Annotated in this window: 18 protein-coding genes and 1 pseudogene; 7 read left to right on the top strand and 12 right to left on the bottom strand. The window is 69.9% G+C overall.

Features of this window, described 5'->3' with window-relative positions; all coding sequences use genetic code 11:
* Positions 1–114: 114 nt before the first annotated feature.
* Both OV207_RS28885 and OV207_RS28880 read left to right on the top strand, forming a co-directional pair.
* Positions 115–1,398 carry an O-antigen ligase family protein gene (locus OV207_RS28885; RefSeq protein WP_193429280.1) on the top strand — a complete coding sequence of 428 codons (1,284 nt, stop codon included), beginning with the start codon at positions 115–117 and terminating at the stop codon, positions 1,396–1,398.
* Positions 1,388–2,539: a glycosyltransferase gene (locus OV207_RS28880; protein ID WP_267558269.1), complete on the top strand. Its 1,152-nt coding sequence runs from the start codon at positions 1,388–1,390 to the stop codon at positions 2,537–2,539. The genes OV207_RS28885 and OV207_RS28880 overlap by 11 nt, the downstream gene beginning before the upstream one ends.
* Positions 2,540–3,080: 541 nt before the next feature.
* Here OV207_RS28880 and OV207_RS28875 read toward each other — a convergent pair.
* From OV207_RS28875 to OV207_RS28850, 6 genes are all read right to left on the bottom strand, one after another.
* Entirely contained in the window at positions 3,081–4,043 is a 963-nt protein-coding gene (locus OV207_RS28875) for an ornithine cyclodeaminase family protein (RefSeq protein ID WP_267558268.1), read from the bottom strand.
* Between the two features lie 146 nt (positions 4,044–4,189).
* Complete coding sequence (locus OV207_RS28870; RefSeq protein WP_267558267.1) at positions 4,190–5,686, bottom strand: hypothetical protein; 1,497 nt, start codon at positions 5,684–5,686, stop codon at positions 4,190–4,192.
* 174 nt (positions 5,687–5,860) lie between these two features.
* Complete coding sequence (locus tag OV207_RS28865) at positions 5,861–6,961, bottom strand: quinone-dependent dihydroorotate dehydrogenase (protein WP_267558266.1); 1,101 nt, start codon at positions 6,959–6,961, stop codon at positions 5,861–5,863.
* A 5-nt stretch (positions 6,962–6,966) separates the two neighbouring features.
* Positions 6,967–7,959: an adenosine deaminase gene (gene add / locus OV207_RS28860; RefSeq protein ID WP_193429234.1), complete on the bottom strand. Its 993-nt coding sequence runs from the start codon at positions 7,957–7,959 to the stop codon at positions 6,967–6,969.
* Positions 7,960–7,995: 36 nt separating this feature from the next.
* On the bottom strand, positions 7,996–8,697 hold the full coding sequence (locus tag OV207_RS28855; RefSeq protein ID WP_267558265.1) for a Smr/MutS family protein: 702 nt from the start codon (positions 8,695–8,697) through the stop codon (positions 7,996–7,998).
* A 24-nt stretch (positions 8,698–8,721) separates the two neighbouring features.
* A complete protein-coding gene (locus OV207_RS28850; RefSeq protein ID WP_324291574.1) occupies positions 8,722–9,516 on the bottom strand; it encodes a TerB family tellurite resistance protein in 795 nt (264 codons plus the stop codon).
* Positions 9,517–9,606: 90 nt separating this feature from the next.
* On the opposite strand from OV207_RS28850, the gene folD reads away from it, so the two are divergent.
* The gene (gene folD / locus OV207_RS28845) at positions 9,607–10,458 is read left to right on the top strand and encodes a bifunctional methylenetetrahydrofolate dehydrogenase/methenyltetrahydrofolate cyclohydrolase FolD (RefSeq protein ID WP_267558264.1); all 852 of its coding nucleotides are present in this window, start codon (positions 9,607–9,609) and stop codon (positions 10,456–10,458) included.
* A gap of 142 nt (positions 10,459–10,600) precedes the next feature.
* On the opposite strand, the gene OV207_RS28840 is transcribed toward folD, so the two are convergent.
* Complete coding sequence (locus tag OV207_RS28840) at positions 10,601–11,122, bottom strand: hypothetical protein (protein ID WP_267558263.1); 522 nt, start codon at positions 11,120–11,122, stop codon at positions 10,601–10,603.
* A gap of 315 nt (positions 11,123–11,437) precedes the next feature.
* Here OV207_RS28840 and OV207_RS28835 point away from each other — a divergent pair.
* Positions 11,438–12,373, top strand: a pseudogene (locus OV207_RS28835) (ADP-ribosylglycohydrolase family protein).
* Between the two features lie 9 nt (positions 12,374–12,382).
* Here OV207_RS28835 and OV207_RS28830 read toward each other — a convergent pair.
* The 3 genes from OV207_RS28830 to metF are packed head-to-tail and all read right to left on the bottom strand — an operon-like array spanning position 12,383 to position 14,726.
* The gene (locus tag OV207_RS28830; RefSeq protein WP_267558262.1) at positions 12,383–13,438 is read right to left on the bottom strand and encodes a hypothetical protein; all 1,056 of its coding nucleotides are present in this window, start codon (positions 13,436–13,438) and stop codon (positions 12,383–12,385) included.
* Positions 13,435–13,857 (bottom strand): hypothetical protein, encoded by a 423-nt coding sequence (locus tag OV207_RS28825; protein ID WP_267558261.1) that lies wholly within the window; start codon positions 13,855–13,857, stop codon positions 13,435–13,437. The genes OV207_RS28830 and OV207_RS28825 overlap by 4 nt, the downstream gene beginning before the upstream one ends.
* Complete coding sequence (gene metF, locus OV207_RS28820) at positions 13,854–14,726, bottom strand: methylenetetrahydrofolate reductase [NAD(P)H] (protein WP_193429242.1); 873 nt, start codon at positions 14,724–14,726, stop codon at positions 13,854–13,856. The genes OV207_RS28825 and metF overlap by 4 nt, the downstream gene beginning before the upstream one ends.
* Before the next feature lie 107 nt (positions 14,727–14,833).
* Between metF and gcvT the strand changes: the two genes are divergently transcribed.
* The 3 genes from gcvT (at position 14,834) to gcvP (ending at position 19,358) form a co-directional block, all read left to right on the top strand.
* Positions 14,834–15,919 carry a glycine cleavage system aminomethyltransferase GcvT gene (gene gcvT, locus OV207_RS28815; RefSeq protein ID WP_193429243.1) on the top strand — a complete coding sequence of 362 codons (1,086 nt, stop codon included), beginning with the start codon at positions 14,834–14,836 and terminating at the stop codon, positions 15,917–15,919.
* A gap of 41 nt (positions 15,920–15,960) precedes the next feature.
* Entirely contained in the window at positions 15,961–16,344 is a 384-nt protein-coding gene (gene gcvH / locus OV207_RS28810; RefSeq protein ID WP_193429244.1) for a glycine cleavage system protein GcvH, read from the top strand.
* A gap of 107 nt (positions 16,345–16,451) precedes the next feature.
* Positions 16,452–19,358 carry an aminomethyl-transferring glycine dehydrogenase gene (gene gcvP / locus OV207_RS28805; protein WP_267558260.1) on the top strand — a complete coding sequence of 969 codons (2,907 nt, stop codon included), beginning with the start codon at positions 16,452–16,454 and terminating at the stop codon, positions 19,356–19,358.
* Between the two features lie 107 nt (positions 19,359–19,465).
* Here gcvP and OV207_RS28800 read toward each other — a convergent pair whose 3' ends face one another.
* Both OV207_RS28800 and OV207_RS28795 read right to left on the bottom strand, forming a co-directional pair.
* Positions 19,466–20,365 (bottom strand): cation diffusion facilitator family transporter, encoded by a 900-nt coding sequence (locus OV207_RS28800; protein WP_267558258.1) that lies wholly within the window; start codon positions 20,363–20,365, stop codon positions 19,466–19,468.
* 62 nt (positions 20,366–20,427) lie between these two features.
* Positions 20,428–21,666, bottom strand: coding sequence for an energy transducer TonB family protein (locus OV207_RS28795; protein WP_267558257.1), 1,239 nt, complete (start codon positions 21,664–21,666; stop codon positions 20,428–20,430).
* Positions 21,667–21,778 lie beyond the last annotated feature (112 nt).

Raw genomic sequence — 21,778 nt, 5'->3', positions numbered from 1 at the left:
GGCTCGCACCTTCGCGAGCTGCCCGCGGCGTGAGTGGCCGGCCAACGGCTTTCCAAGAGGGCCAGGGGCACGCGTGTGACGGGACGAGCGACCGACAGCGAAGGGGTGGAGTTCATGGGACCGGGCGCGCAGGGGCAGCGTCGCGACGTGCTGGCTTTCTTCCTGCTCGTGGGGTTCGCGGCGGTGATGTACGCGGTGCCGGGTGAGTGGATCCCCGCGCTGGCGCCGCTGCGGCTGGCGCTCCTGACGTCGGGCCTGGCGGCCGGACTGATGGTGCTGCGGCGGCTGGGCAAGGCGGAGCCCGTCTATTTCGACGGCGCGCGGGGCATCGCGCTGCTGGCGTTCTCGTCGCTGGCGTTCTGCTCGGTGGCGTGGTCCGTCAACCCGGACGTGACGCGCTTCCAGGGCGTGGAGCTCTTGAAGCTCACGGCCATCTACCTGACGCTCGTCAACGTCATCACCACCGGCAAGCGGCTGGCGGCGATGTGCGCGGCCATGGTGCTGGGCGCCATCGTGACGTCCATTGGCGTCATCAACTGGTACATCGTCGGCGAGAACATGGTGGAGGGCTTCCGTTCGCGCTGGGTCGGCGTGTACGCGGACCCCAACCACATGGCCATGAACATGGTGGTGGTGGTGCCGCTCGCGGTGGCCTTCCTGGCGCGCAAGCGCACCCCGTGGTTCTTCCGCGTGCTGTGCGGCCTGTCCGCGGTGCTGTCGGTGGTGGCCATCGTGTTGTCGCACTCGCGCGGTGGCTTCATCGGCCTGTCGGTGGCGATGGCGCTGTGGGCCATCCGCGAGAAGCGCCGCATGCAGGCCATCGTGCTGGGCAGCGTGTTCGTGCTGGGCCTGGTGGTGTTCGCGCCCAAGAGCTTCTGGCAGCGCAACGAGACGGTGGCGACGTTCCACGAGGACGCGTCCGCCATGGGCCGTGTGTACGCGTGGCAGGTGGCCAGCCGCATGAGCCTGGACAAGCCGCTGCTGGGCGTGGGCGCGGGCGGCTTCCGCTACGCGTGGTTCGAATACGCCCCGCCGGAAGCGCACCGCGCCTACGTGGCGCACAACATCTTCCTGGACGTCATCGGGGAGATGGGCTGGGTGGGCCTGCTGTTCTTCCTGGTGTTCGTGGGGGGCTCCGTCGGCGGCGCGGCGGCGGCCTCCGCGGATCCAGAGTCAGGGTGGCTCGCGCGGGCGCTGTTCGCGTCGGTGGCGGGCTACCTCGTCTGTGACTTGTTCTCGGGCTACATCCTGTCCGCGCATTGCTACGTGCTCTTCGGCCTGGCCGCGAGCGCGCACCGCATCGCGCAGGCACGGGAGCGGGCCCTGGCGGTGGGGAGGCAGCCGGCCGTGCAGCAGGCGCCGGCGGCCACGTGGGAGGGGTCTGGGCATGCGGCGTGAGGAAGCACGGATGGGGCGGGAGCCCCTCCGTTTGGTGCAGTTCACCCGGTCGTTCCACATTGGTGGCACCGAAGTGCAGGTGCTGGAGTTGCTGCGCGGCCTGCCGCCCAGCTACCGGTTGCAGGTGTCGGTGCTGGAGGAGGAAGGGCCCCTGATGGGCTCGGTGTGGAAGCTGGGCCACGCGCCGGAGGTCTTCTCCCTCAAGGGCACGCTCGCGCAGCCGAACACGCTCGTGCAGCTCTACCGGCTGTCACGCTGGCTCAAGCAGCACCGCGTGCAGCTGGTGCACGTGCACGACTTCTACTCCAGCATCCTCGCGGTGCCGGCCGCGAAGCTCGCCGGCGCGAAGGTCATCATCGGGCGCCTGGACCTGTCCCACTGGCAGGGCAAGGCCCGCCGCCTGCTGCACGCGCAGGTGACGCGCATGGCGGACCACGTCATCGCCAACGCGGGGGCCATCCGCACCCTGCTCATGGAAGAGGAGGGCCTGCCCGCGGAGCGCATCTCCGTCATCCACAACGGCCTGGACCTGGCCCGCTTCGACGCCCGCGCCGCGGAGGGCGTCAAGGCGCCGCTGCCGCCGGAGACCCCGGGCGTCCCCACCGTCATCCACGTGGCCAACATGAGCCACCCCGTGAAGCGGCAGGAAGACCTGCTCCTCGCGCTCGCCATGCTGCGTCATGAGGGCGTCCGGCTGAACGCCTGGCTCGTGGGGGATGGTCCGCGCCGGTCCGGCCTGGAGAAGATGGCGCGGGAGCTGGGGGTGGCGGACGGGGTGCACTTCCTCAAGCACCGCACGGACGTGCCGGCGCTCTATGGCCGGGCCACCTTCGGCGTCCTGTGCTCCTCCGCGGAGGGCATGTCCAACGCGGTGATGGAGGGCATGGCCGCGGGCCTCCCCATGGTCGTCACCCGGGTGGGCGGCAACCCGGACCTCATCGTGGACGGCGAGCGGGGCCTCCTGGTGGACCCGGAGCGGCCCGCCCAGCTGGCCCAGGCCTTCCGGCGGCTCGTGAACCACCCGGAGGAGGCCCGGAAGATGGGCAAGGCCGCCCGGGGCTTCGTCGCCCGCGAGCTGTCCCTGGAGAAGATGGTGCGTCAGCATGACGCCCTGTACCGCCAGGTCGCACAGCTTCCCTGAGAGTGGAACCGGCCCTCCAGGGCCGGGAAATGTCAGACCGATCTGGATAATCCGAGCCCGTCCTCAAGCAATTGGGGGCGGGCGCGTTCGTATGGTGGCGGGGGCTTCCAGCAGCGTCGCACCCTGTGTGTTTAATTTATAGATGGGAATAGCTCGTTTTTCGTGGAGATTGGTAGGAAGCCTGTGGTAATGGCGCGACAGGCGTTGCGACCCGAGCGCGCCGTGCCCACCGTGGTGGGCGTCGGATCAGGCGGTGCAGGAATCGCCGCGGACCTGACGGGGTTTTGAAGGGAGCGGACGTCGAGCGCGGGGCCCGGAGATACGGGACGCGGGGCGGACGCGGAACATGAAGGTGGCGCGGAGAGGGCGTAAGGCCCGCATCCGCATCCGCCGCGACTTTACGAGGCCCTGCCAGTCGGCACGCGGCCCGGGGCGCTCGCCGGTAAAACTCCAAGGTGCCGGCGAGCGCTCTCTTTTTTGTCCTCGGGGCAGGTGTCCTGACAGGTCGCCTGTCCCGCCCAGACGCTCCGGGTGGGATGGCTCAGGCGTCCCCGACCAGGTCGAACATCTGCCCGACGCCCTTCGCGCGGGCCACGTCGTAGAGCGCGCGGGCCAGGGCCACGTCCTGCACGGCCAGGCCGGTGGAGTCGAAGACGGTGACCTCGTCTCCGGTCCGCCCCGGCTTGCGACCCGCGACGACCTGGCCCAGGGTGCCGGCGAGCTGCTCCTCCTTGAGCACGCCGTCATGCAGGGGCACGTTGACCTCGCCGGAGTGCAGCGCCTGCTCCGCGTCGTCGATGAAGACGCGCCCTTCGACGAGCAGGCGCGGATCCAGCTCCTGCTTGCCCGGGGCGTCCGCGCCCATGGCGTTGATGTGGGCGCCGGACTGGACCCATTCCCGGCGGACCACGGGAGCGCGGGCGGGCGTGGCGGAGCACACGATGTCCGCGCCGGAGGCCTCCTGGAGGCTCACCACCCGGCCTCCCTTCTCCTTCTGGAGGGCCTGGGCGGCGGCGTCGGACACGTCCGCCAGCAGCAGCTCCAGGCCGCCGAAGAGGGCGCGGTGCGAGTCGATGAGCACCCGCGCCTGCACGCCGCAGCCCACGAGTCCCAGCGTGCGCGGCTGCTTCTTCGCCAGGTACTTGGACGCGATGCCGCCCGCGGCGCCGGTGCGCCACGCGGTGAGCAGCGTGCCGTCCAGGATGGCCAGCGGTGAGGCGGTGTCCGGGTCGCTGAGGATGTAGACGGCGCGCACGGTGGGCAGGCCGTGCTTCTGCGGGTTGCGCGGATGCGCGTTGACCCACTTCACGCCCGCGGCCCCGTCCAGGAACGCGGGCATGGCGCGGAAGTCGCCGTCGTACTTCGGCAGGGACAGGTACACCTTGGGGGGCATGAGCGCGTCGTTACGGCCATGGGCCAGGAAGGCGCGCTCCACGGCTTCCAGTCCGAGTTCGACGGTGTAGAGGCCGCGCAGCTCTTTCGCACTGAGGAGGAGGGTGGGCATGGGCGCCGCTTTAACCAACCGCGAGTGGCCACGCACGCCCCACGGCGACGGCCGGGGAGGGACTGTCGCGGGCAGACCCCTGGCTGCCCAGGAGCCCGGCGTGTCTGGGATTGGCGCACCGCGCCCCCGAAGGGGCCTTCGCGCTGCTACCGGGCTTCGGGGGCCAGGGCAGGGCAGGTGACGCTGGCGGGCATGGCCCACAGGGCGTTGCCTGGGGGCCCACCGTTGGCGACGAAGAAGATGCGATCCCCAAGGCGGGTGAACGACTGGGGAGAGGAGCCTCCCTCCGGACCGATGTCCGCGACGCGGCCCGTGTTGGCGACCGTGCCGTCCGTCACCCAGGGCTCCTGGCCGTCGTCGGGGGACCTGCTGCCGAAGAGGAGGGTGCCGCTGCCGGTATTGAAGAGGGGCGACCCGTTCTCATCCGACGTGCTCAGCCCCGTGCTCAACCGCAGCGTCCCCGCCGCCGTGCCATCCGTTACCCAGAGCTCCACCATGCGGGGCGCGGGCCCCGGCGAGCCGATGGCGACCGACAGGTAGAGCTTGCTGCCCGCCGTCGTCGCGACCTGGAGGTACGGCTGCGCGCCGGGCTGTCCCGCGAAGGGGTTGGGCAGGGTGGTCACGGTCGTCTTCCCTCCACCCGACAGGGACACGCGCGCCAGTCTCAGCCGGTCCTCCGTCGTGCCGTAGGAGACATAGGAGACGTAGACGTGGGAGCCCAGGACGCCGAGCAGGCTCGAGACGTGGCCGAACGTCTCCAGCCGCACGGTGCCCGCCGCCGTGCCATCCGACTTCCAGATCTCCGTGTCGCCCCCATCCCGCAGCGCGAACACGATGCCGCCCGTCGTGGCCCGGACGTCGCTCAGCAGGGGCTCACCCGCGTCCAGCGCCTTGATGACGGAGGTGCCCGCCGCCGTGCCATCCGAGCGCCACAGCCGCGTGCCGTTCACCGCGTCCTGGAGGAAGAACAGCCGCTGACCGCCGGCCAGCATGACGTTCCCAACGAGGGACGACTGCGTGCCGAGGTCGACCGTCCGGACCGTCCCGGCCGCCGTGCCATCCGACCTCCACAGCTCCAGCCGGCTCCCCGAGGACGCCACCGGCACGATGCGGAAGAAGCCCAGCGCGCTGCCCACCTGGGCGGGGCCCGCGAACTGCGTGCTCGCGGGCCCCGGCGTCAGGTCCACGACGGGCCGCGTGCCCGCCTCCGTGCCGTCGGTGACCCACAGCTCCCGCCCCAGCACCGCGTCATCGACGCTGAAGAAGAGCTGGGAGCCCACGGCGGTGAAGCCGCTCAGCGCCCGGTAGCCGGTGGTGCCCTGGTCAGGGAACTCCTTCACCACGACGGTGCCCGCGGTCGTCCCGTCGCTCTTCCACAACGTGGACTGCCCGCCGACGACGTCCGTCGCGAAGTAGAGCGTGCCCTGGAGCGCCGACAGGCCGTAGGGACTGGGACGCCAGGGCGGCGGCGGCGGAGTCCCCGGAGCGATGACGTCCTTCACCTTCACGGCCACCCCGGGGGCGCACGCCTGGGCCTGGACCGGTGCTTCGCCCAAGCGCGGCTCGCCCACCGTCTCGGGTTCGACGCCACCACATCCCGCCAGCCCCACACCGACCACGGCCCACCAGGCCTTCACGCGCATGTCCGCTCCTTGGCTTCACGAAAGCCGACGGACGTTGGGGAGCCTGGGGGTGGACGGACACCCGTCCTCGGGGGCATGTGGGTGCCGCCCTCGTGACATTGAAGCCCGCCACCGGAGTGCCGGCGACCGTCCGGTGGCGGATGGCGCGGGGCAGCGTCCCCCGGCGCGACGCGGCTAGGGGGAAGCCGTGACAGGTGTGCCCGGATGGGCGTCCACGCCAATCACGTCGCGCACGGAGGTGAAGCCATCGCGGGCCAGCAGCGCACCCAGGTCGCGCAGGATGCGGCCCACCATGCCCGGGCCCTCGTAGATGAAACCCGTGTACACCTGCACCACGGTGGCGCCCGCGCGCAGCTTCTCGTAGACGTCCTGGGCGGTGAATACGCCGCCCACGCCGATGAGGGGCAGGGTGCCCCGGCCGCGCTGGTAGGCGCGGCGGATGACGGCGTTGGACAGCTCGCGCACGGGGGCGCCGGAGAGTCCCCCGGCCTCCTTGGCGTGCCTGTGCTCGAAGGGGCGGGTGATGGTGGTGTTGGTGGCGATGAGGCCGGACAGCCCGCGCTCCAGGGCCACGTCCACCACCTCGTCCACGGCCTCCGGGGTGAGGTCCGGGGCGATCTTCAGGAACAGCGGCGTGCCCGGCGCCACCTGGCCCATGCGCTCCTGCACGGCGCGCAGCAGGGCGGAGAGCTGCTCCGGCTCCTGGAGCGTGCGCAGGCCGGGCGTGTTGGGTGAGGACGCGTTGACGACCACATAGTCCCCCAGCGGCGCGAGCGCGTCCACGCACGCCACGTAGTCGTCCACCGCGCGCTCCAGCGGCGTGTCCTTGTTCTTGCCGATGTTCACGCCCAGCGGGCCGGGCTTCCACGTCCGGCCCGTCAGGTGGGCCCGGGCGGTGGCGGCGCCGTGGTTGTTGAAGCCCATGCGGTTGATGACCGCGCGGTGCTCCGGCAGCCGGAACAGGCGCGGCTTCGGGTTGCCGGGCTGGGGCTTCGGCGTGACGGTGCCCACCTCCACGGCGGAGAAGCCGCACGCGAACAGCCCGTCCACGGCCTCCGCGTCCTTGTCCAGGCCGGCGGCGAGCGCCACCGGATGGGCGAAGCGCAGCCCGGCCAGCTCCACGCCCAGGTCCATGGGGGCCTGGGCCAGGGTGCGCTCGCGCATGGACTGGCACAGGGACGGCATCCGCCCCAGGGCCGCGAGCCCGGACATCCCCAGCCGGTGCGCGGGCTCCGGCGGGAGGGTGAAGAGCAGCGAGCGCGTGAGGCCGTACATGGCGCTCAGGCGGGGATGAAGGACGCCTCGCGCGCCCACGCGAGTGCCTGGTCCACCTGCTCCGGGGTGAGCAGGCCGTTGGACTCGACGATCTCGATCTCCCGCTGCATGTCCGTCTCCAGCAGGTAGGGGCCGTCCGTGTTGATGGTGAACTTCACCTTGCGGTCCCAGAACGTCTGCATGATGTGCTTGAGTTCGGCCAGGTCCGCCACCGCGCGGGTGTGGATGTTGGACGTGGGGCACAGCTCCAGCGTGATGTTGTTCTCGCGCAGGACCTTCATCGCGGACTCGTCGTAGGCGGCGCGGATGCCATGGCCGATGCGGTTCGGCTTGAGCTTCTCCACCGCCGCCATCAGGCCCTCGGAGCCCGTGCCGGCCGTCTCGCCGGTGTGCACGGTGCACTTGAGGCCGCCCTTGCGCGCGCGGGCGTACAGGTCCTCGTATTCCGCGAGCGCGGGCTTGTGCTCCATGGCGTCGCGCTCCGTGCCGGCCAGGTCGATGCCGTACACGCCGCGGTTGCGGTACTTGATGGCCTTCTCCACGATGATGCTGTTGAGCTTGTGGTCGAACTCGCGGGCCAGGCAGAAGATGAAGCCCACCTTCACGCCGTACTCCAGCACCGCGCGGTCCATGCCCCGGAGCGCGGCGTGGATGATGTGGTCCAGGTCCAGCTCGGAGGACAGGTTGCGCTTCATCGGGTTGAAGCGCAGCTCGATCTGCGTGACGCGGCTGCCCCGGTACTCCTTGCCAATCACCTCGTAGACGGAGCGCTCGATGGCGCTGGGAGAGGATTGGATCTTCTCCGTCCAGGTGTGGAGGATCTTCAGGTAGTCGTCGAGGCTGCCCACCTTGCCCGGACGGGAGGTGATGAGCTCGACGAAGTCGAAGTAGTTTTTGACCGGGAGCTTGAAGCCCTGCTGGTGGGCAATGGACCACAGGATGTGCGGGGCTACCGCGCCACCCACGTGGATGTGGAGGTCAATGAGGTCGCGAACCATGGCGGCATGTATGCACAGCCACGGCCACGCGTAAAGCTATCGGCGAAGCAGCACGTACACCGCGCCCGTTCCTCCGTCCTGCGGGCGTGCGCTGGCGAACGCGAGCACCAGCCGCTCCATCCGCTTCTGCCCAAGCCACACCTTCATCCCCTCCTTCAGCACCGGCACCTGCTCCTTGGAGTTCAAACCGCGCCCGTGGATAATGAGGACGCAGCGCTTCTTGGAGCGCTGGCTGTCGGACAGGAAGCGCTCCACGGCGCCCCGGGCCTCGGCGGCCGTCTTGCCGTGCAGGTCCAACGTGTCCTGCACGGAGAAGTCGCCCCGGCGCAGCGAGCGCAGCAGGTTGCGGTCCACGCCGGGGGCGGCGCCCTCGATGAACTCGTTCGAGTCCGCGACGTCGAAGCCGCCCTCGCCGGCGACCAGCTCCGACAGCTGGGCCAGGGCCTCCGCGTTGTCGTCGATGAGCTCCGGCAGGCGCGGGTTCACCTTGGGGGCCTCGCCCCGGTTCGTCATCTGCTGCACGCCGTCCATGGCGGAGAAGAAGAGGCCCACGTCGTCGTCCTCCGGCCGGGCCTTGGCGGCCTTCACGGGCCTGGCGACGACCTTCTTCTTCGCGGCGGCCTCCGCGGCGGCCTTCTGCTGTTCCTGCTTCTCCTGGTCCTGGAGCGTCTTGATGGCGGACTTGAAGGGGTTGTTCTGGAAGGCCGCTTCCTTCTTCTTCGGGGGCTGCTTGCTCATGGGGTTCCCATTCTCTAACCCGGACTACAGGTCGCGCAGCTTCCTGATTGTCTCGTAGGCGTCGCGGATCTCCTGGAAGCGGCGGGCGGCCTTCTCGGTGGCCTTGGGGCCCAGGCCGGCGGACTTGTCCGGGTGGTGGGCGGCGGCGAGCTTGCGGAAGGCGGCCTTCACCTCCGCGTTGGTGGCGTCCGGCTTCAGGCCCAGGCTCTCGAAGTGGGGGGTGGCGTCGCCCAGGTGCTGGCGGGCCAGGGCCTGGATCTTCTCGTCCGGGATGCCCAGGCCGTCCGCCATGCGGCGCAGGACCTCCGTCTCCGAGCGCTGCATATGCCCGTCCGCCAGCGCCATCTCATAGAGGGCGTCCAGCAGGCGCAGCCGCTCGTCCGCCGGCAGGGCTTCCTGGCAGGCGGCGAGCGCCTCGGCGGCCTTCAGGGAGGCGGGCCGGGCGATGAACTGCTTCAGGTACCGGCCCACGGACTGGACGGTGAAGGCGTCGGCGTGGAGGACCTCCTCGAAGTAGCGGCGGATCTCCCGGACCTCCTCGCGGCGCAGCTCGCCGTCCGCGCGGGCCACGTCCATGAAGAGGGCGACGATGGCGTGGTCGAGCGGATCCTCCTCCGGCGCCTCCACGGCGCGGTGCTCCCCGGGCATGGGGCCGGTGCGGCGGGGCGGGGGGCGCTCGGGCGCGGTGGGGAAGTCGGAGAACAGCTCGGGGGACTGGGGGGGCGGGGCGTTCTGTTCGTCGAAGTAGTGGCCCAGCGCCACGCCCGCGATGAGGGCGAGCACGATGGCCCAGGGCCCGCCAATGAGGAGGCCGAGCATGAGTCCAACCATCGCCCCGAGAACTTTTCCTGCGCCCATGGGTTCGCTTCGCTCCCTTGAATCCACCCAGTTTTGCATAAGGTGCGCCGCATGACGGCCCAGTTGATCGACGGCAAGGCAGTGGCGGCGCGCGTGCGGGCGGAAATCAAGGAGGAGGTGGCGCGGCTGAAGGCGGAGCGCGGCATCACCCCCGGGCTCGCGGTGGTGCGTGTAGGTGAGGATCCCGCCTCGAAAATCTACGTGACGGGGAAGAAGAAGGCCGCCGAGGAGGTGGGCTTCAACTCCTGGGAGCACCACCCGGACGCGTCCATCACCCAGGACGAACTCCTGGCGCTGGTGCACCAGCTCAACGAGGACCCGGCGGTGCACGGCATCCTGGTGCAGCTGCCGCTGCCCAAGCACCTGGACGCGGACGCCATCATCTCCGCGGTGAAGCCGGAGAAGGACGCGGACGGCTTCCACCCGATGAACGCGGGCAACCTGCTGCTGGGCCGGCCGGCGACGCGCGCGTGCACGCCCTGGGGCGTGATGCGGCTGCTGGAGGAGGTGGGGTGCAACCCGGCGGGCAAGCGGGCGGTGGTGGTGGGCCGCAGCAACATCGTGGGCAAGCCCCAGGCGCTGATGCTGCTCCAGAAGGACGCGACGGTGACGGTATGCCACCGCAAGAGCGACCTGCCGGCGGAGGTGGCGCAGGCGGACATCCTGGTGGTCGCCGTGGGCGTGCCGGAGCTGGTGAAGGGCGCGTGGATCAAGCCCGGCGCGGTCGTCATCGACGTGGGGATGAACCGCAAGGCGGACGGCAAGCTGGTGGGCGACGTGGAGTTCGCCGCGGCGGCCGAGAGGGCTTCGTTCATCACCCCGGTGCCCGGCGGCGTGGGCCCGATGACCATCGCCATGCTGATGATGAACACGCTGGAAGCGGCGCAGCGCGCCGGGAAGTAGCACGCGCGACAAGGACCTCCCTGCCCGGGATGGCAGGGAGGCCCGGCCCCCTCAGGTCCAGCCTGCGACCAAGAGGGGCACCCCCGCCACGGACTTCATCACCAGGAGGAAGCCGGTCCCACTGCGGCGCGCGGCCCCTGCTTCACGGCTGGGTGCTCTGGGCGCCCTGCGTGAGGAATGGGAAGTCGAGGTGCCAGAACGATGCCTTCACTCCGCCCCTGGACTCACACTCCGACTCGAACTGCATGGCCTTCACGAAGCAGCTCTCCTCAATCTCATTGCAGGAGGCCTCCGTGTTGTCCTGACACATGCCCGTCCAGCTACCGGTCACGATGGGGATGGGATTCCCACCGTTGTCACAGTCCGTGCACTGGAGCTCCGCCAGGTCCAGGTTCCCCATGTACTCGGCGACCGTCGTCGTGCCAGGGGAGTGGTCAAAGCGCACGAAGCCGCCATTCCCAGCGCAGGCGATGGTCGCGATGACGGGGTCATCATCGCAGTCGGTCTGATGATTCATGTCGTACAGGCAGCGGATGACCGTGCCATCGCCGCAGACATAGACCAGGAAGTCGTTCTGGCATTCGACCTTGTAGGCCCAGCTCGCGACCGGAGCGATGGCGAAGGCAAGAGCCAGCAAGGGAAGGACACGGCGGATGGCGGACATGCAGACCTCGACTCAATCAGGGTTGGGGGACACATGGAGCCGGAAAACTGCTCTTCATGACAATCCGGCTCAGCTGGTTTGCAAGGTACCTGGAGCGAAGCGGTTGGGACAAGTCCAGGGTCAGCGTTCACTGCGGCCCGTGGTCGCGAGCGTGAACCCTGACCCCTCAGGCAAACACCACCCCGTGAATGATTACGCCTGGCTTTCTGATTCATCGCCACCCACGAGGACATGGCTTTGGAGGGTATGTGTATGGCGAAAGATTCGTGGTCAGGGTGGTTTTGAAAAGGATGACCGCTGGACTACAAGGGAGGAATGGTGAATCGCGAAGAGCGCATGTCGGGAGGTTTGTATGGGCTGCTCATCGGGGATGCCCTGGGTGTCCCGTATGAGTTTCACGGTCCTGAATTGATTCCAGCGCCGGAGGCCATTGAATACACACCGCCCCCTGGCTTCCACCGCGCGCACGAAGGCGTGCCGCCGGGCACCTGGTCGGATGATGGCGCCCATGCGCTGTGTCTGCTGGATTCGCTGACGTACCAGAAGGGGCTCGACTGTGAGGACCTGGGTCGGCGTCTGGTGAACTGGTACGACTGGGGTTAGCTCGCGGTGGAGGGCCAGGTGTTCGACGTGGGCATCCAGACGCGCAACGCGCTGGGACGGCTCCGGGACGGCACGCCCGCGCTGCTCGCCGGGCCGGATGGAGAGAAGGACAACGGCAATGGCTCGCTGATGCGCGTGCTGCCCCTGGCGCTGTGGCACCGGGGCACGGACGCGGCGCTGGCCTCGGATGCGATGGCGCAGTCGCGCGTCACGCATGGGCACCTGCGCTCCCAGGTGTGCTGCGCGGTGTATTGCCTCTGGGCGCGGCGGATGTTGGAAGGCGCGGCGGACCCGTGGGCGGAGGCCGTGGCCACCTTCCGCGCGCTGTACCCGGAGGAGCACCCCGCGAGGGCGGAATGGGAGACGCACGTCCGCCCGGAGGACCTGACGCCGGGGAAGGGGAGTGGCTACGTGGTGGACTGCCTGCGCTCCGCCCGCGACTGCGTGGCGAAGGGCCGCACCTATGAGGAGGTCGTCAAGGCGGCCATCCGGCTGGGCCACGACACGGACACCACGGCCGCGGTGGCGGGCGGCATCGCGGGCCTCCAGTACGGCCTGAAGGGGATTCCGCACCGCTGGCGCTCGATGCTGCGCGATGAGGAACTGGTGGCGCCGCTCCTCGACCGCCTGCTGAATCCCCAATCCTGACTGGGAACCTCAGTCCGGGAAGATCTCCAGCACGTCCTTCAGCATCGCGGCGCCCGTGCCCCGGGCGCCCTGCTCCGCGTTGATGATCGTGTTCACGCCGTGCAGGTCGCTGCGGAACACCGCGCCCATCTCCATCGCGCCCAGCCGGGCCAGGGGGTGGGCCGCGTCCACGGCGGTGGGCCGCACGCTCCACTCCCAGCGTCCGTCGGCCAGCGGCTCCGCGCGCGCCAGCAGCAGCACCTGACCGCCCTTCGCCCGCGCCGCGTCCAGCTCCGCGCGCGTGACGCCGCGCATCCCCGTCACCGCCACGTCCTTCAGCGTCGTGGGCACGCGCATCACCGCGTTGGCCAGGATGACCAGCTTGCTCGCCGTGTCCCAGCCGTCCACGTCCAGCGAGGGGTCCGCCTCCGCGATGCCCAGCGCCTGCGCCTCCGCCAGCGCCGCCTCGTACGTCCGGCCCTCCGCCATGCGGCACAGCAACAGGTGGCTGGTGTTGTTGAGCACGCCCTCGAACCGGCCCAGCCTGCCCAGCGCCAGGTCGCGGCGGCCCAGCGACACCAGCGGCATCGCCGCGCCCGCCGCGCCACTGAAGCGCAGGGGAGGGCGGCCCGGTGACTCCAGGTCGCTCATCGCCGCCAGCTCCTGATACCCCAGCACCAGGGGGCCCTTGCTCGCGAGCACCGCCGGCATCCCCCGCAGCAGCGCGTCCCGCGTGATGTCCAGCCCGGGCTGCCCGTCCTTCAGGCTGGTGGGCGTGGCCTCCAGCAGCAGGTCCGCCTTCACCTCGCGCACCAGCGCCTGTCCGCTCATCCCCGGACGGCCCACCACCGGCAGCGACGCCACCGAACACTTCGCCCGCTTCGCCGCCAGCACCGCCGCCACGTCCAGCCCGTGCGGCGACACCGCCGCCCCGCCGGAGTCCGCCACGCCCACCGGCAGCAGCTCCAGCCGGTAGCGCTCCATCAGCAGCGACGCGCGCGACTGGAGGATCTCCAGCAGCGGCACGCCCACGTTCCCCAGGCCCGTCAGCAGGAAGCGCACCGTGCGCACGGCGCGGGGGTTCATGGCGAGAACGCTTCCCGCACCCCGTCCCGGCGCAGGGTGAAGAGCATCCACGTCGCCACCGGCACCCCCACGAAGCACCCGGGCGTCAGCGTGTACATGGCGCAGATGGCCCCCACCATGGCGAGCCCGTACCCCTTGAGGTTCATCGCGCTCCAGGCGCCCCAGGTGGCCAGCACCCCGCAGACCACCCCGACCACGATGGCCAGCGTGAAGCCCAGCGTGAACTCCAGCACCGCGGGCGCCTGGCCCGGGGCGGAGAAGGGCGAGGCCACCTTGAGCGCCGCGAGCACCGCCGCCAGCAGGCTGAAGGTGACGTGCAGCACGCCCACGATGAGCTGGAAGAACGCCGGGAAGCGCACCATCTGGAAGATCCGGATGCGCGGGTCGCCCGGCGGCAGCTGCGGTCCCGGGCCGCTCATGAGCGGGCCCTCAACGCGCTGACGATCATCCGCGTCGCCGGGGACTTGTTGAGTGTGTAGAAGTGGATGCCCGGCACGCCGCGCGCCAGCAGCTCCATGCACTGCACCGTGGCGTGCGCGACCCCCAGCTGCACCACCGCGTCCGGCTGGTCCTTCACGCGCTCCATCTGTAGCGCCAGCCGCATGGGCACCGTGGCGCCGCACATGCGCGTGAAGCGCTGGACCTGCTCATAGTTGGTGATGGGCATGATGCCGGGGACGATGGGCACGTTGATGCCGGCCCGTCGCGCCCGCTCCACGAAGTCGAAATAGAAGGCGTTGTCGAAGAAGAGCTGCGTCACCACGAAGTCCATCCCCGCATCCACCTTGGCCTTCAGGTGCTTGAGGTCGTCCTCGCGCGACGCCGTCTCCATGTGCCCCTCCGGATAGCACGCACCCCCCAGGCAGAAGTTGAAATCCTCTTCTCGGACGAATCTCACCAACTCCTCCGCGTAGCGGAACCCGCCCGGCACCGGCTCGAAGGACTGCTGCCCCTGGGGCGGATCCCCGCGCAGCAGGAGCAGGTTCTCGATGCGTGCCGCGGCGAGCCGGCGCAGCACGTCACGAAGGTCGTCCCGGGTGTGGCCCACGCACGTCAGGTGCGCCATGGCCTCGATGCCGGTGTGCTCCTTGATGTGCGTCACCAGGTCCACCGTCCGGTCCCGCGTGCTGCCGCCCGCGCCGTACGTCACCGACACGAACCCCGGATTCAACGGCGCCAGCTCCTCCACCGTGCGCAGGAGCGAGGCCACGCCCGCGTCCGTCTTGGGAGGAAAAAACTCGAAGGAGAAGCACGGCTGGGAGGGATTGAGGCAGTTGCGGATCTTCATGGCCGGAGCAGTTTAGACCTTCCGCGTCGTCCTTGATCGGAGAAGGTGCGCCGCTATAGTCCGCGCCGTTTCGCCACCCCTGCCATACCCCTGCCATGGAGAAGTCAATGACCCGGCGCACGCCCCTCAACGAGGCCCACCGAAAGCTGGGGGCCCGGATGGTCGACTTCGTCGGTTGGGACATGCCGGTGCAGTACAGCTCCGTCATCGCCGAGCATGAGGCCGTGCGCACCGCCGTCGGCCTCTTCGACGTCTCGCACATGGGGGAGGTGGAGTTCTTGGGCCCCGGCGCGCTGGAGACGGTGAACCGGCTCATCTCCAACGACCTGTCGCGCATCCAGGACGGCCAGGCCGTCTACGCGGGCCTGCTCAACGACCTGGGCGGTTTCGTGGACGACGTCGTCGCCTACCGCTTCAGCCCGGAGCGCATCCTCATCTGCGTCAACTCCAGCAACCGCGAGAAGGACTTCACCTGGATGAAGGCGCGCGCGGAGGGCGTCTCGCCGGTGGACCGGGGGGACGAGTTCGCGCAGATCGCCGTCCAGGGCCCCAAGGCCGTGGGCCTGGTGCAGCGGCTGACGAAGGCGGACCTGTCGAAGATCGGTACCTACCGCTTCGCCGAAGGGGAGGTCGCGGGCGTGAAGTCCATCATCTCCCGCACGGGCTACACGGGCGAGGACGGCTTCGAGCTGTACTGCCCCGCCGACGACGCGGTGAAGCTCTGGGACGCGCTCCTGGAGGCCGGCCAGCCGGACGGCGTGAAGCCCTGCGGCCTGGGCGCGCGCGACTCGCTGCGCACGGAGATGAAGTACGCGCTGTACGGCAACGACATCGACGATGCGCACACCGCCCTGGAGGCGGGCCTGGGGTGGATCGTCAAGCTGGACAAGCCGGGCGGCTTCATCGGCAAGGACGCGCTCGTCGCGCAGAAGGCCGCGGGCGTGCAGCGCAAGCTCGTGGGCTTCGAAGTCACCGGCGCGGGCATCCCCCGCCACGGCTACCCCATCCTCAAGGACGGCGCCCGCGTGGGCGAAGTCACCAGCGGCACGCAGGGCCCCACCGTGAAGAAGCCCATCGGCATGGGCTACGTGCCCGCGGCGCTCGCCACCGAGGGCTCCACCTTCGACGTGGAGATCCGCGGCCGGGCCGTGCCCGCCGTCGTCGTGAAGACCCCCTTCCTCAAGAAGTCCTGATTCCCTTCCATCCCTCCGCACGCACGCGAGGAGCCGTCTCCATGTCCGATTCCATCCCGCAGGACCTGAAGTACACGAAGGAACACGAGTGGGCCCGCGTCGGGACCAAGACCGTGGTGGTGGGTGTCACCGCCCACGCCCAGGAAGCGCTGGGTGACGTGGTCTACGTGGAGCTGCCGAAGCTCGGCACCCAGCTGGTGGAGGGCAAGCAGTTCGGCGTCATCGAGTCCACCAAGGCGGTGTCGGACCTGTACGCGCCCATCAGCGGCACCGTGGTGGCGGTGAACGACGCGCTCACCGGCAACCCCTCCATCATCAACACCGACCCGTATGGGCAGGGCTGGATCGTGGAGCTTGAGCCCCTGGACGGCGAGCAGGTGGGCAAGCTCCTGGACGCCGCCGCGTACGGCGCGCTCCTGAAGTAGCCCTTCGCGCAAGAAGTGGAGCGTCCGGATTGTTAGAGACGCTCCACGAGGCTCCGACCCCGTTCGGACGCCGACTCCTTCCGCACCTCACGCGAGCCCTCCCGACCATGTCCTTGAACTGGAAGTACCAGGAGTCCTTCGCCGGCCGGCACATCGGCCCGGAGGCCCCCGAAGTGAAACAGATGCTGTCCACGCTGGGCGTGGACTCGCTCGACGCGTTCATCGAGCGCACCGTGCCGCCCGCCATCCGCTCGCAGGAGCCGCTGCGCCTGCCCGCCGGCCGCGGTGAGATGGAGGTGCTGTCGCAGCTGGAGGCCATCGCGGCGAAGAACCAGGTGTTCCGGTCCTTCATCGGCATGGGCTACCACGACACCCACGTCCCCAACGTCATCCTGCGCAACGTCTTCCAGAACCCGGGCTGGTACACGCAGTACACGCCCTACCAGGCGGAGATCGCCCAGGGCCGGCTGGAGGCGCTGCTCAACTTCCAGACGATGGTGACGGACCTCACCGGCATGGAGGTGGCCAACGCCTCCATGCTGGATGAAGGCACCGCCGCGGCGGAGGCCATGGGCCTCGCGCTGCACGCGGCCAGGGGCGACACCACGGGCGCGGCGTTCTTCGTGGCGGAGGGCTGCCATCCGCAGACGCTGGACGTGGTGCGCACGCGCGCGCTGCCGCTGGGCGTGGAGGTCGTCGTGGGCGACCACCGCACGGTGGACCTGTCCGCGAAGAAGTTCTTCGGCGCCCTGGTGCAGTACCCGGCCACCGACGGCGTGGTGCACGACTACCGCGCCTTCGGCGAGAAGGTGCACGCGGCGGGCGGCCTGCTCATCGTCGCGGCGGACCTCCTGAGCCTCACGCTGCTCACGCCCCCCGGCGAGTTCGGCGCGGACGTGGCGGTGGGCACCGCGCAGCGCTTCGGCGTGCCGCTGGGCTACGGCGGCCCGCACGCGGCCTACTTCGCGACGAAGAACGCCTACACCCGCGTGATGCCGGGCCGCCTCATCGGCGTGTCCGAGGACTCGCAGGGCCTGCCCGCGCTGCGCATGGCGCTCCAGACGCGCGAGCAGCACATCCGCCGTGAGAAGGCGACGAGCAACATCTGCACCGCGCAGGTGCTGCTGGCGGTGATGGCCGGCATGTACGCCGTCTACCACGGGCCGGACGGCCTCAAGGCCATCGCGGAGCGCGTGCACGGCCTCACCGTCGTGCTGTCGCGGGGCCTGGCGAAGCTGGGCTTCAAGCCGCGCCACGAGCAGTTCTTCGACACGCTGCGCGTGGAGCTGACCACGGCGCAGGTGCGCGGCGTGCTGGCCGCCGCGGAAGGCGCGAAGATGAACTTCCGCCGCATCGACGACAAGACGCTGGGCCTGGCGCTGGATGAGACGACGCGCGCGAAGGACGTGGAGGACATCCTCACGGCCTTCATCCAGGGCGCGAACAAGTCCGCGCAGCCGGTGGTGCTGGAGGACGTGGCCGCCAACCTGGAGAGCCCGCTGGCGCCGGAGGTCCGCCGCACGAGCGCGTTCCTCACGCACCCCATCTTCAACCGCTACCACTCCGAGACGGAGATGCTGCGGTACGTGCGGCGGCTGGAGGCGAAGGACCTGTCGCTCACGCACTCCATGATTCCGCTGGGCAGCTGCACCATGAAGCTCAACGCCACCGCGGAGATGATCCCGGTGACGTGGCCGCAGTTCAGCAAGCTGCACCCGTTCGCGCCCACCTCGCAGGCGGCCGGCTACAAGGTCATCTTCGAGCAGCTGGAGCACGCGCTGTCGCAGGTGACGGGCTTCGCCGGGTGCTCGCTCCAGCCCAACGCGGGCAGCCAGGGTGAGTACGCGGGCCTGCTCGTCATCCGCGCGTACCACCAGGCGCGCGGGCAGGGGCACCGCGACGTGTGCCTCATCCCGTCCTCCGCGCACGGCACCAACCCGGCCTCCGCGGTGATGGCCGGCTACCAGGTCGTCGTCACGAAGTGCGACGAGAACGGCAACATCGACCTCAAGGACCTGGCCGCCCGCGCGGACGAGTACAAGGACCGGCTGGCCGCGCTGATGGTGACGTACCCGTCCACGCACGGCGTGTTCGAGGAGGAGATCCGCGAAATCTGCGCGACCATCCACGAGCGCGGCGGTCAGGTGTACATGGACGGCGCCAACCTCAACGCGCAGGTGGGCCTCACCGCGCCGGGCCTGATTGGCGCGGACGTGTGCCACATCAACCTGCACAAGACGTTCTGCATCCCGCACGGCGGCGGCGGACCGGGCATGGGCCCCATCTGCGTGGCCAGCCACCTGGTGAAGTTCCTGCCCGGACACCCGGTCATCCAGACGGGCGGGGCGGACGCCATCGGCGCCATCTCCGCGGCGCCGTGGGGCAGCGCCAGCATCCTGCTCATCTCCTGGATGTACATGCAGATGATGGGCGGCGAGGGCCTCACGGAGGCGACGAAGCTGGCCATCCTCAACGCCAACTACGTCGCCGAGCGGCTCCAGCCCCACTACCCGGTGCTCTACCGGGGCAAGCGCGGCCGGGTGGCCCACGAGTGCATCCTGGACCTGCGGCCGCTCAAGAAGACCGCGGGCGTGGAGGTGGAGGACGTGGCCAAGCGCCTCATGGACTACGGCTTCCACGCGCCCACCGTGTCGTTCCCGGTGGCGGGCACGCTGATGATTGAACCCACGGAGAGCGAGTCCAAGGCGGAGCTGGATCGCTTCTGCGACGCGATGATCGCCATCCGCCAGGAGATCCGCGACGTGGAGGAAGGCCGCGCCCCGAAGGACAACAACGTCCTCAAGAACGCGCCGCACACCGCGCGCACGCTCACCGCGCCGGAGTGGAACCGCCCCTACACCCGCGAGCAGGCCGTGTTCCCCACGCCGTGGGTGCGCGACAACAAGTTCTGGCCCTCCGTGGGACGCCTCAACAACGTGCTCGGGGACCGGAAGCTCGTGTGCTCGTGCCCGCCGATTGAGGACTACGCGTCGCCCGCGCAGCAGGTCGCGTAGCGCTCGGCTTCCTCTCGCGGTTCGCACCGGGGCCGTCTTCCTGCTTCGTCGGGAAGGCGGCCCTCGTCTTTTCCGGAAGGGCCCTGGGGTGTGGCCCTCCTCGCGCTTCAGGAGTGCCCGGACGGCTCCACGTGCACGACGACGTCCACCACCTGCGGGTAGGCGCCGTGCAGCGTCTGCTCCACCTTGTCCGCGACCTCGTGGGCCTGCGCGGTGGTGAGCTGGGGGTCCACTTCAATCTTCAGGTCCACGTAGACGCTCTCCTCCATGCCCCGGCTGCGCACGGCGCGGCACGAGCGCACGCCGGCCACCGCGAGCGTGTGCTGGGACACCTGCGCCGGGTCCAGGCGCGCCGTGTCGGAGAGGATGCCCACCGCCTGCCGGATGATGCCGTAGGCCACCCAGGCGACGAAGAGCATGACGCCCAGCGCGATGAGCCCGTCCGCGCGAGGGAAGCCCAGCGCCACCAGGCCGATGGAGGCCAGCACCGCGACGCTCACGAACACGTCCGACAGCGTGTGCTTCGCGTCCGCGAGCAGCAGCGAGCTCTTGTACTTCTCCCCGTAGTGCCGCTCCACGCGCGTGACGACGAGGTTGATGCAAAGCGTGAGCACCATCACCCCCGCCATCGTCACGGACACCGTGGGGTGCTTGTCGTGCAGGAGCGAGTCGAACGCCATGCGCCCCAGCTCCAGCATGCCCACGCCAATCATCGCGCCGATGCCCAGCGACGCGAGCGCCTCGAACTTGCCGTGGCCGTAGGGGTGGTCGGCGTCCGCCGGCTGGGACGCGACGCCCATGGCGACCAGCCCCAGCACGTTGGAGCCGCCGTCGATGAAGGAGTGCAGCCCGTCCGCCGTCACCGACGCGGACTGGGCGAGCAGCCCGAAGACGAGCTTCGCGACCGCGACGACCCAGTTGGCCACGAGGATGGCCAGGAGGACGGAGCGGACCTTCCGGTTGCGCTCCTGGAGCGCGGTGTTTCGGTCGACGAGGGTGGCTTCCACGGCGGGGCAGGGTAGTGCCCCTGCCTCCCCTTTCGCGAGCACCCGTTGGGACGGATGCCCGGCTACTGACGGAAGAGCCGCATCCTCGGGCCGCCGCCCATCTCCAGGAAGAAGCCGAACTGGAAGCGCACCGTCGCGTCCTGGCTCAGGAGCCCGGAGGGCGGGTTGGGGAAGGGCTGGGCGCGCTTGAACGACGACACGGCCTCCATGTCCAGGAAGTCCAGGCCGCTGCTCTTCTCCACCCGGATGTCCTTCACCTGCCCGCGGTCATCCAGGGTGATGGTGAGCAGCGTCTGACGGTCGCGCCCGGAGTAGATGTTGCCCGTCGGGTCGCGCACGCGCAGCTGCTCGTTGGGGTTCCAGTGCATCCCCACGCTCTGCTTCACGCGGTTGAAGAAGCTCGCGTACTTCCACTCGCGCGTGTTGAGGAAGGTGCCGTCGCCTTCCTCCTGGTCCTGGAGCATGTCGTTGGGCGCCGCGCCCACCACCCGGTCCATCGCCGCCTGCGAGGGCATCAGCGTGGCCAGCCCCGGCGAGCCGGTGCGGCCGGTGGAGCCGTCCTCCTCGCTGTCGTCGCCCTCGCCGGGCTGGATGCGCAGGCGCTTCGCGTTGCCCGGGGTGGCGTGGCTCTCCGACTGGTTCTTCACCGCCATGCCCGGGCCGCGCTCGCGCGGATCCGTCTTCATGGCGATCTCCTGCTTGCGGCGCGTCTCCGGCATCTCGAAGGAGGGCTTCTGGCCACCCTGCGTCTTCGGCTTGTCGTCCGCGCCCTGGCCGTTGTTGCCGGACACGCGCGGCGGCTGCACCTGCTCCGTGGGCGCGCCCTCCTGCTTCTGGGGCGCCGTCTTCTGGGGCATGGCGTTGCGGTAGAAGGCCGTCTGGTCCCTGGCGCGCGTCTCCTTCTGGGCGGTGTTGTTGCTCTCCGCCAGGTACTTCGCGTCCGGGGACACCTGATCATTCCCCGGCGCCACGTCCACCACCTGGCCCTGGGGCTTCGTCTCCTCCGGCTTCTTCTCCTCCTTCGGATCGCGCTTCTCGGTGGGGCGGTTCTTCACCTGCGGGGACGTGGGGCCCCGGTTCTTCGCCCACTGGTCCGACGTGAGGGGGCGCACCGCCACGGACGTGGGGCGGGGCACGGGGCGCTTCTCGCCGGCAAGGTTCGTCTGGAGCAGGGACGCCAGGAGCACGATGCCCACGATGGCTGCCTGGCCCAGGAGCGCCAGGACGGCCGCCACCAGATAGCGCCACGGCGCGCGCTGCTTGCGCCGCTCCCGCCAGTCTGTCGAGGAACCCTTGCCCACGGCCTGATGATAAACCTCCGGACCGCCCCTTCAGTCCCGAACGTGCGGCCCACAACACCGGGAGCCACGAAGAGATTCGCGTGCACGGCACCCGGTGCGCACGAATTGTCCG

This window comes from Corallococcus sp. BB11-1, from assembly GCF_026626625.1.
Classification (GTDB): Bacteria; Myxococcota; Myxococcia; order Myxococcales; family Myxococcaceae; genus Corallococcus; species Corallococcus soli.
This window is presented reverse-complemented; position numbering and strand designations above follow the sequence as displayed.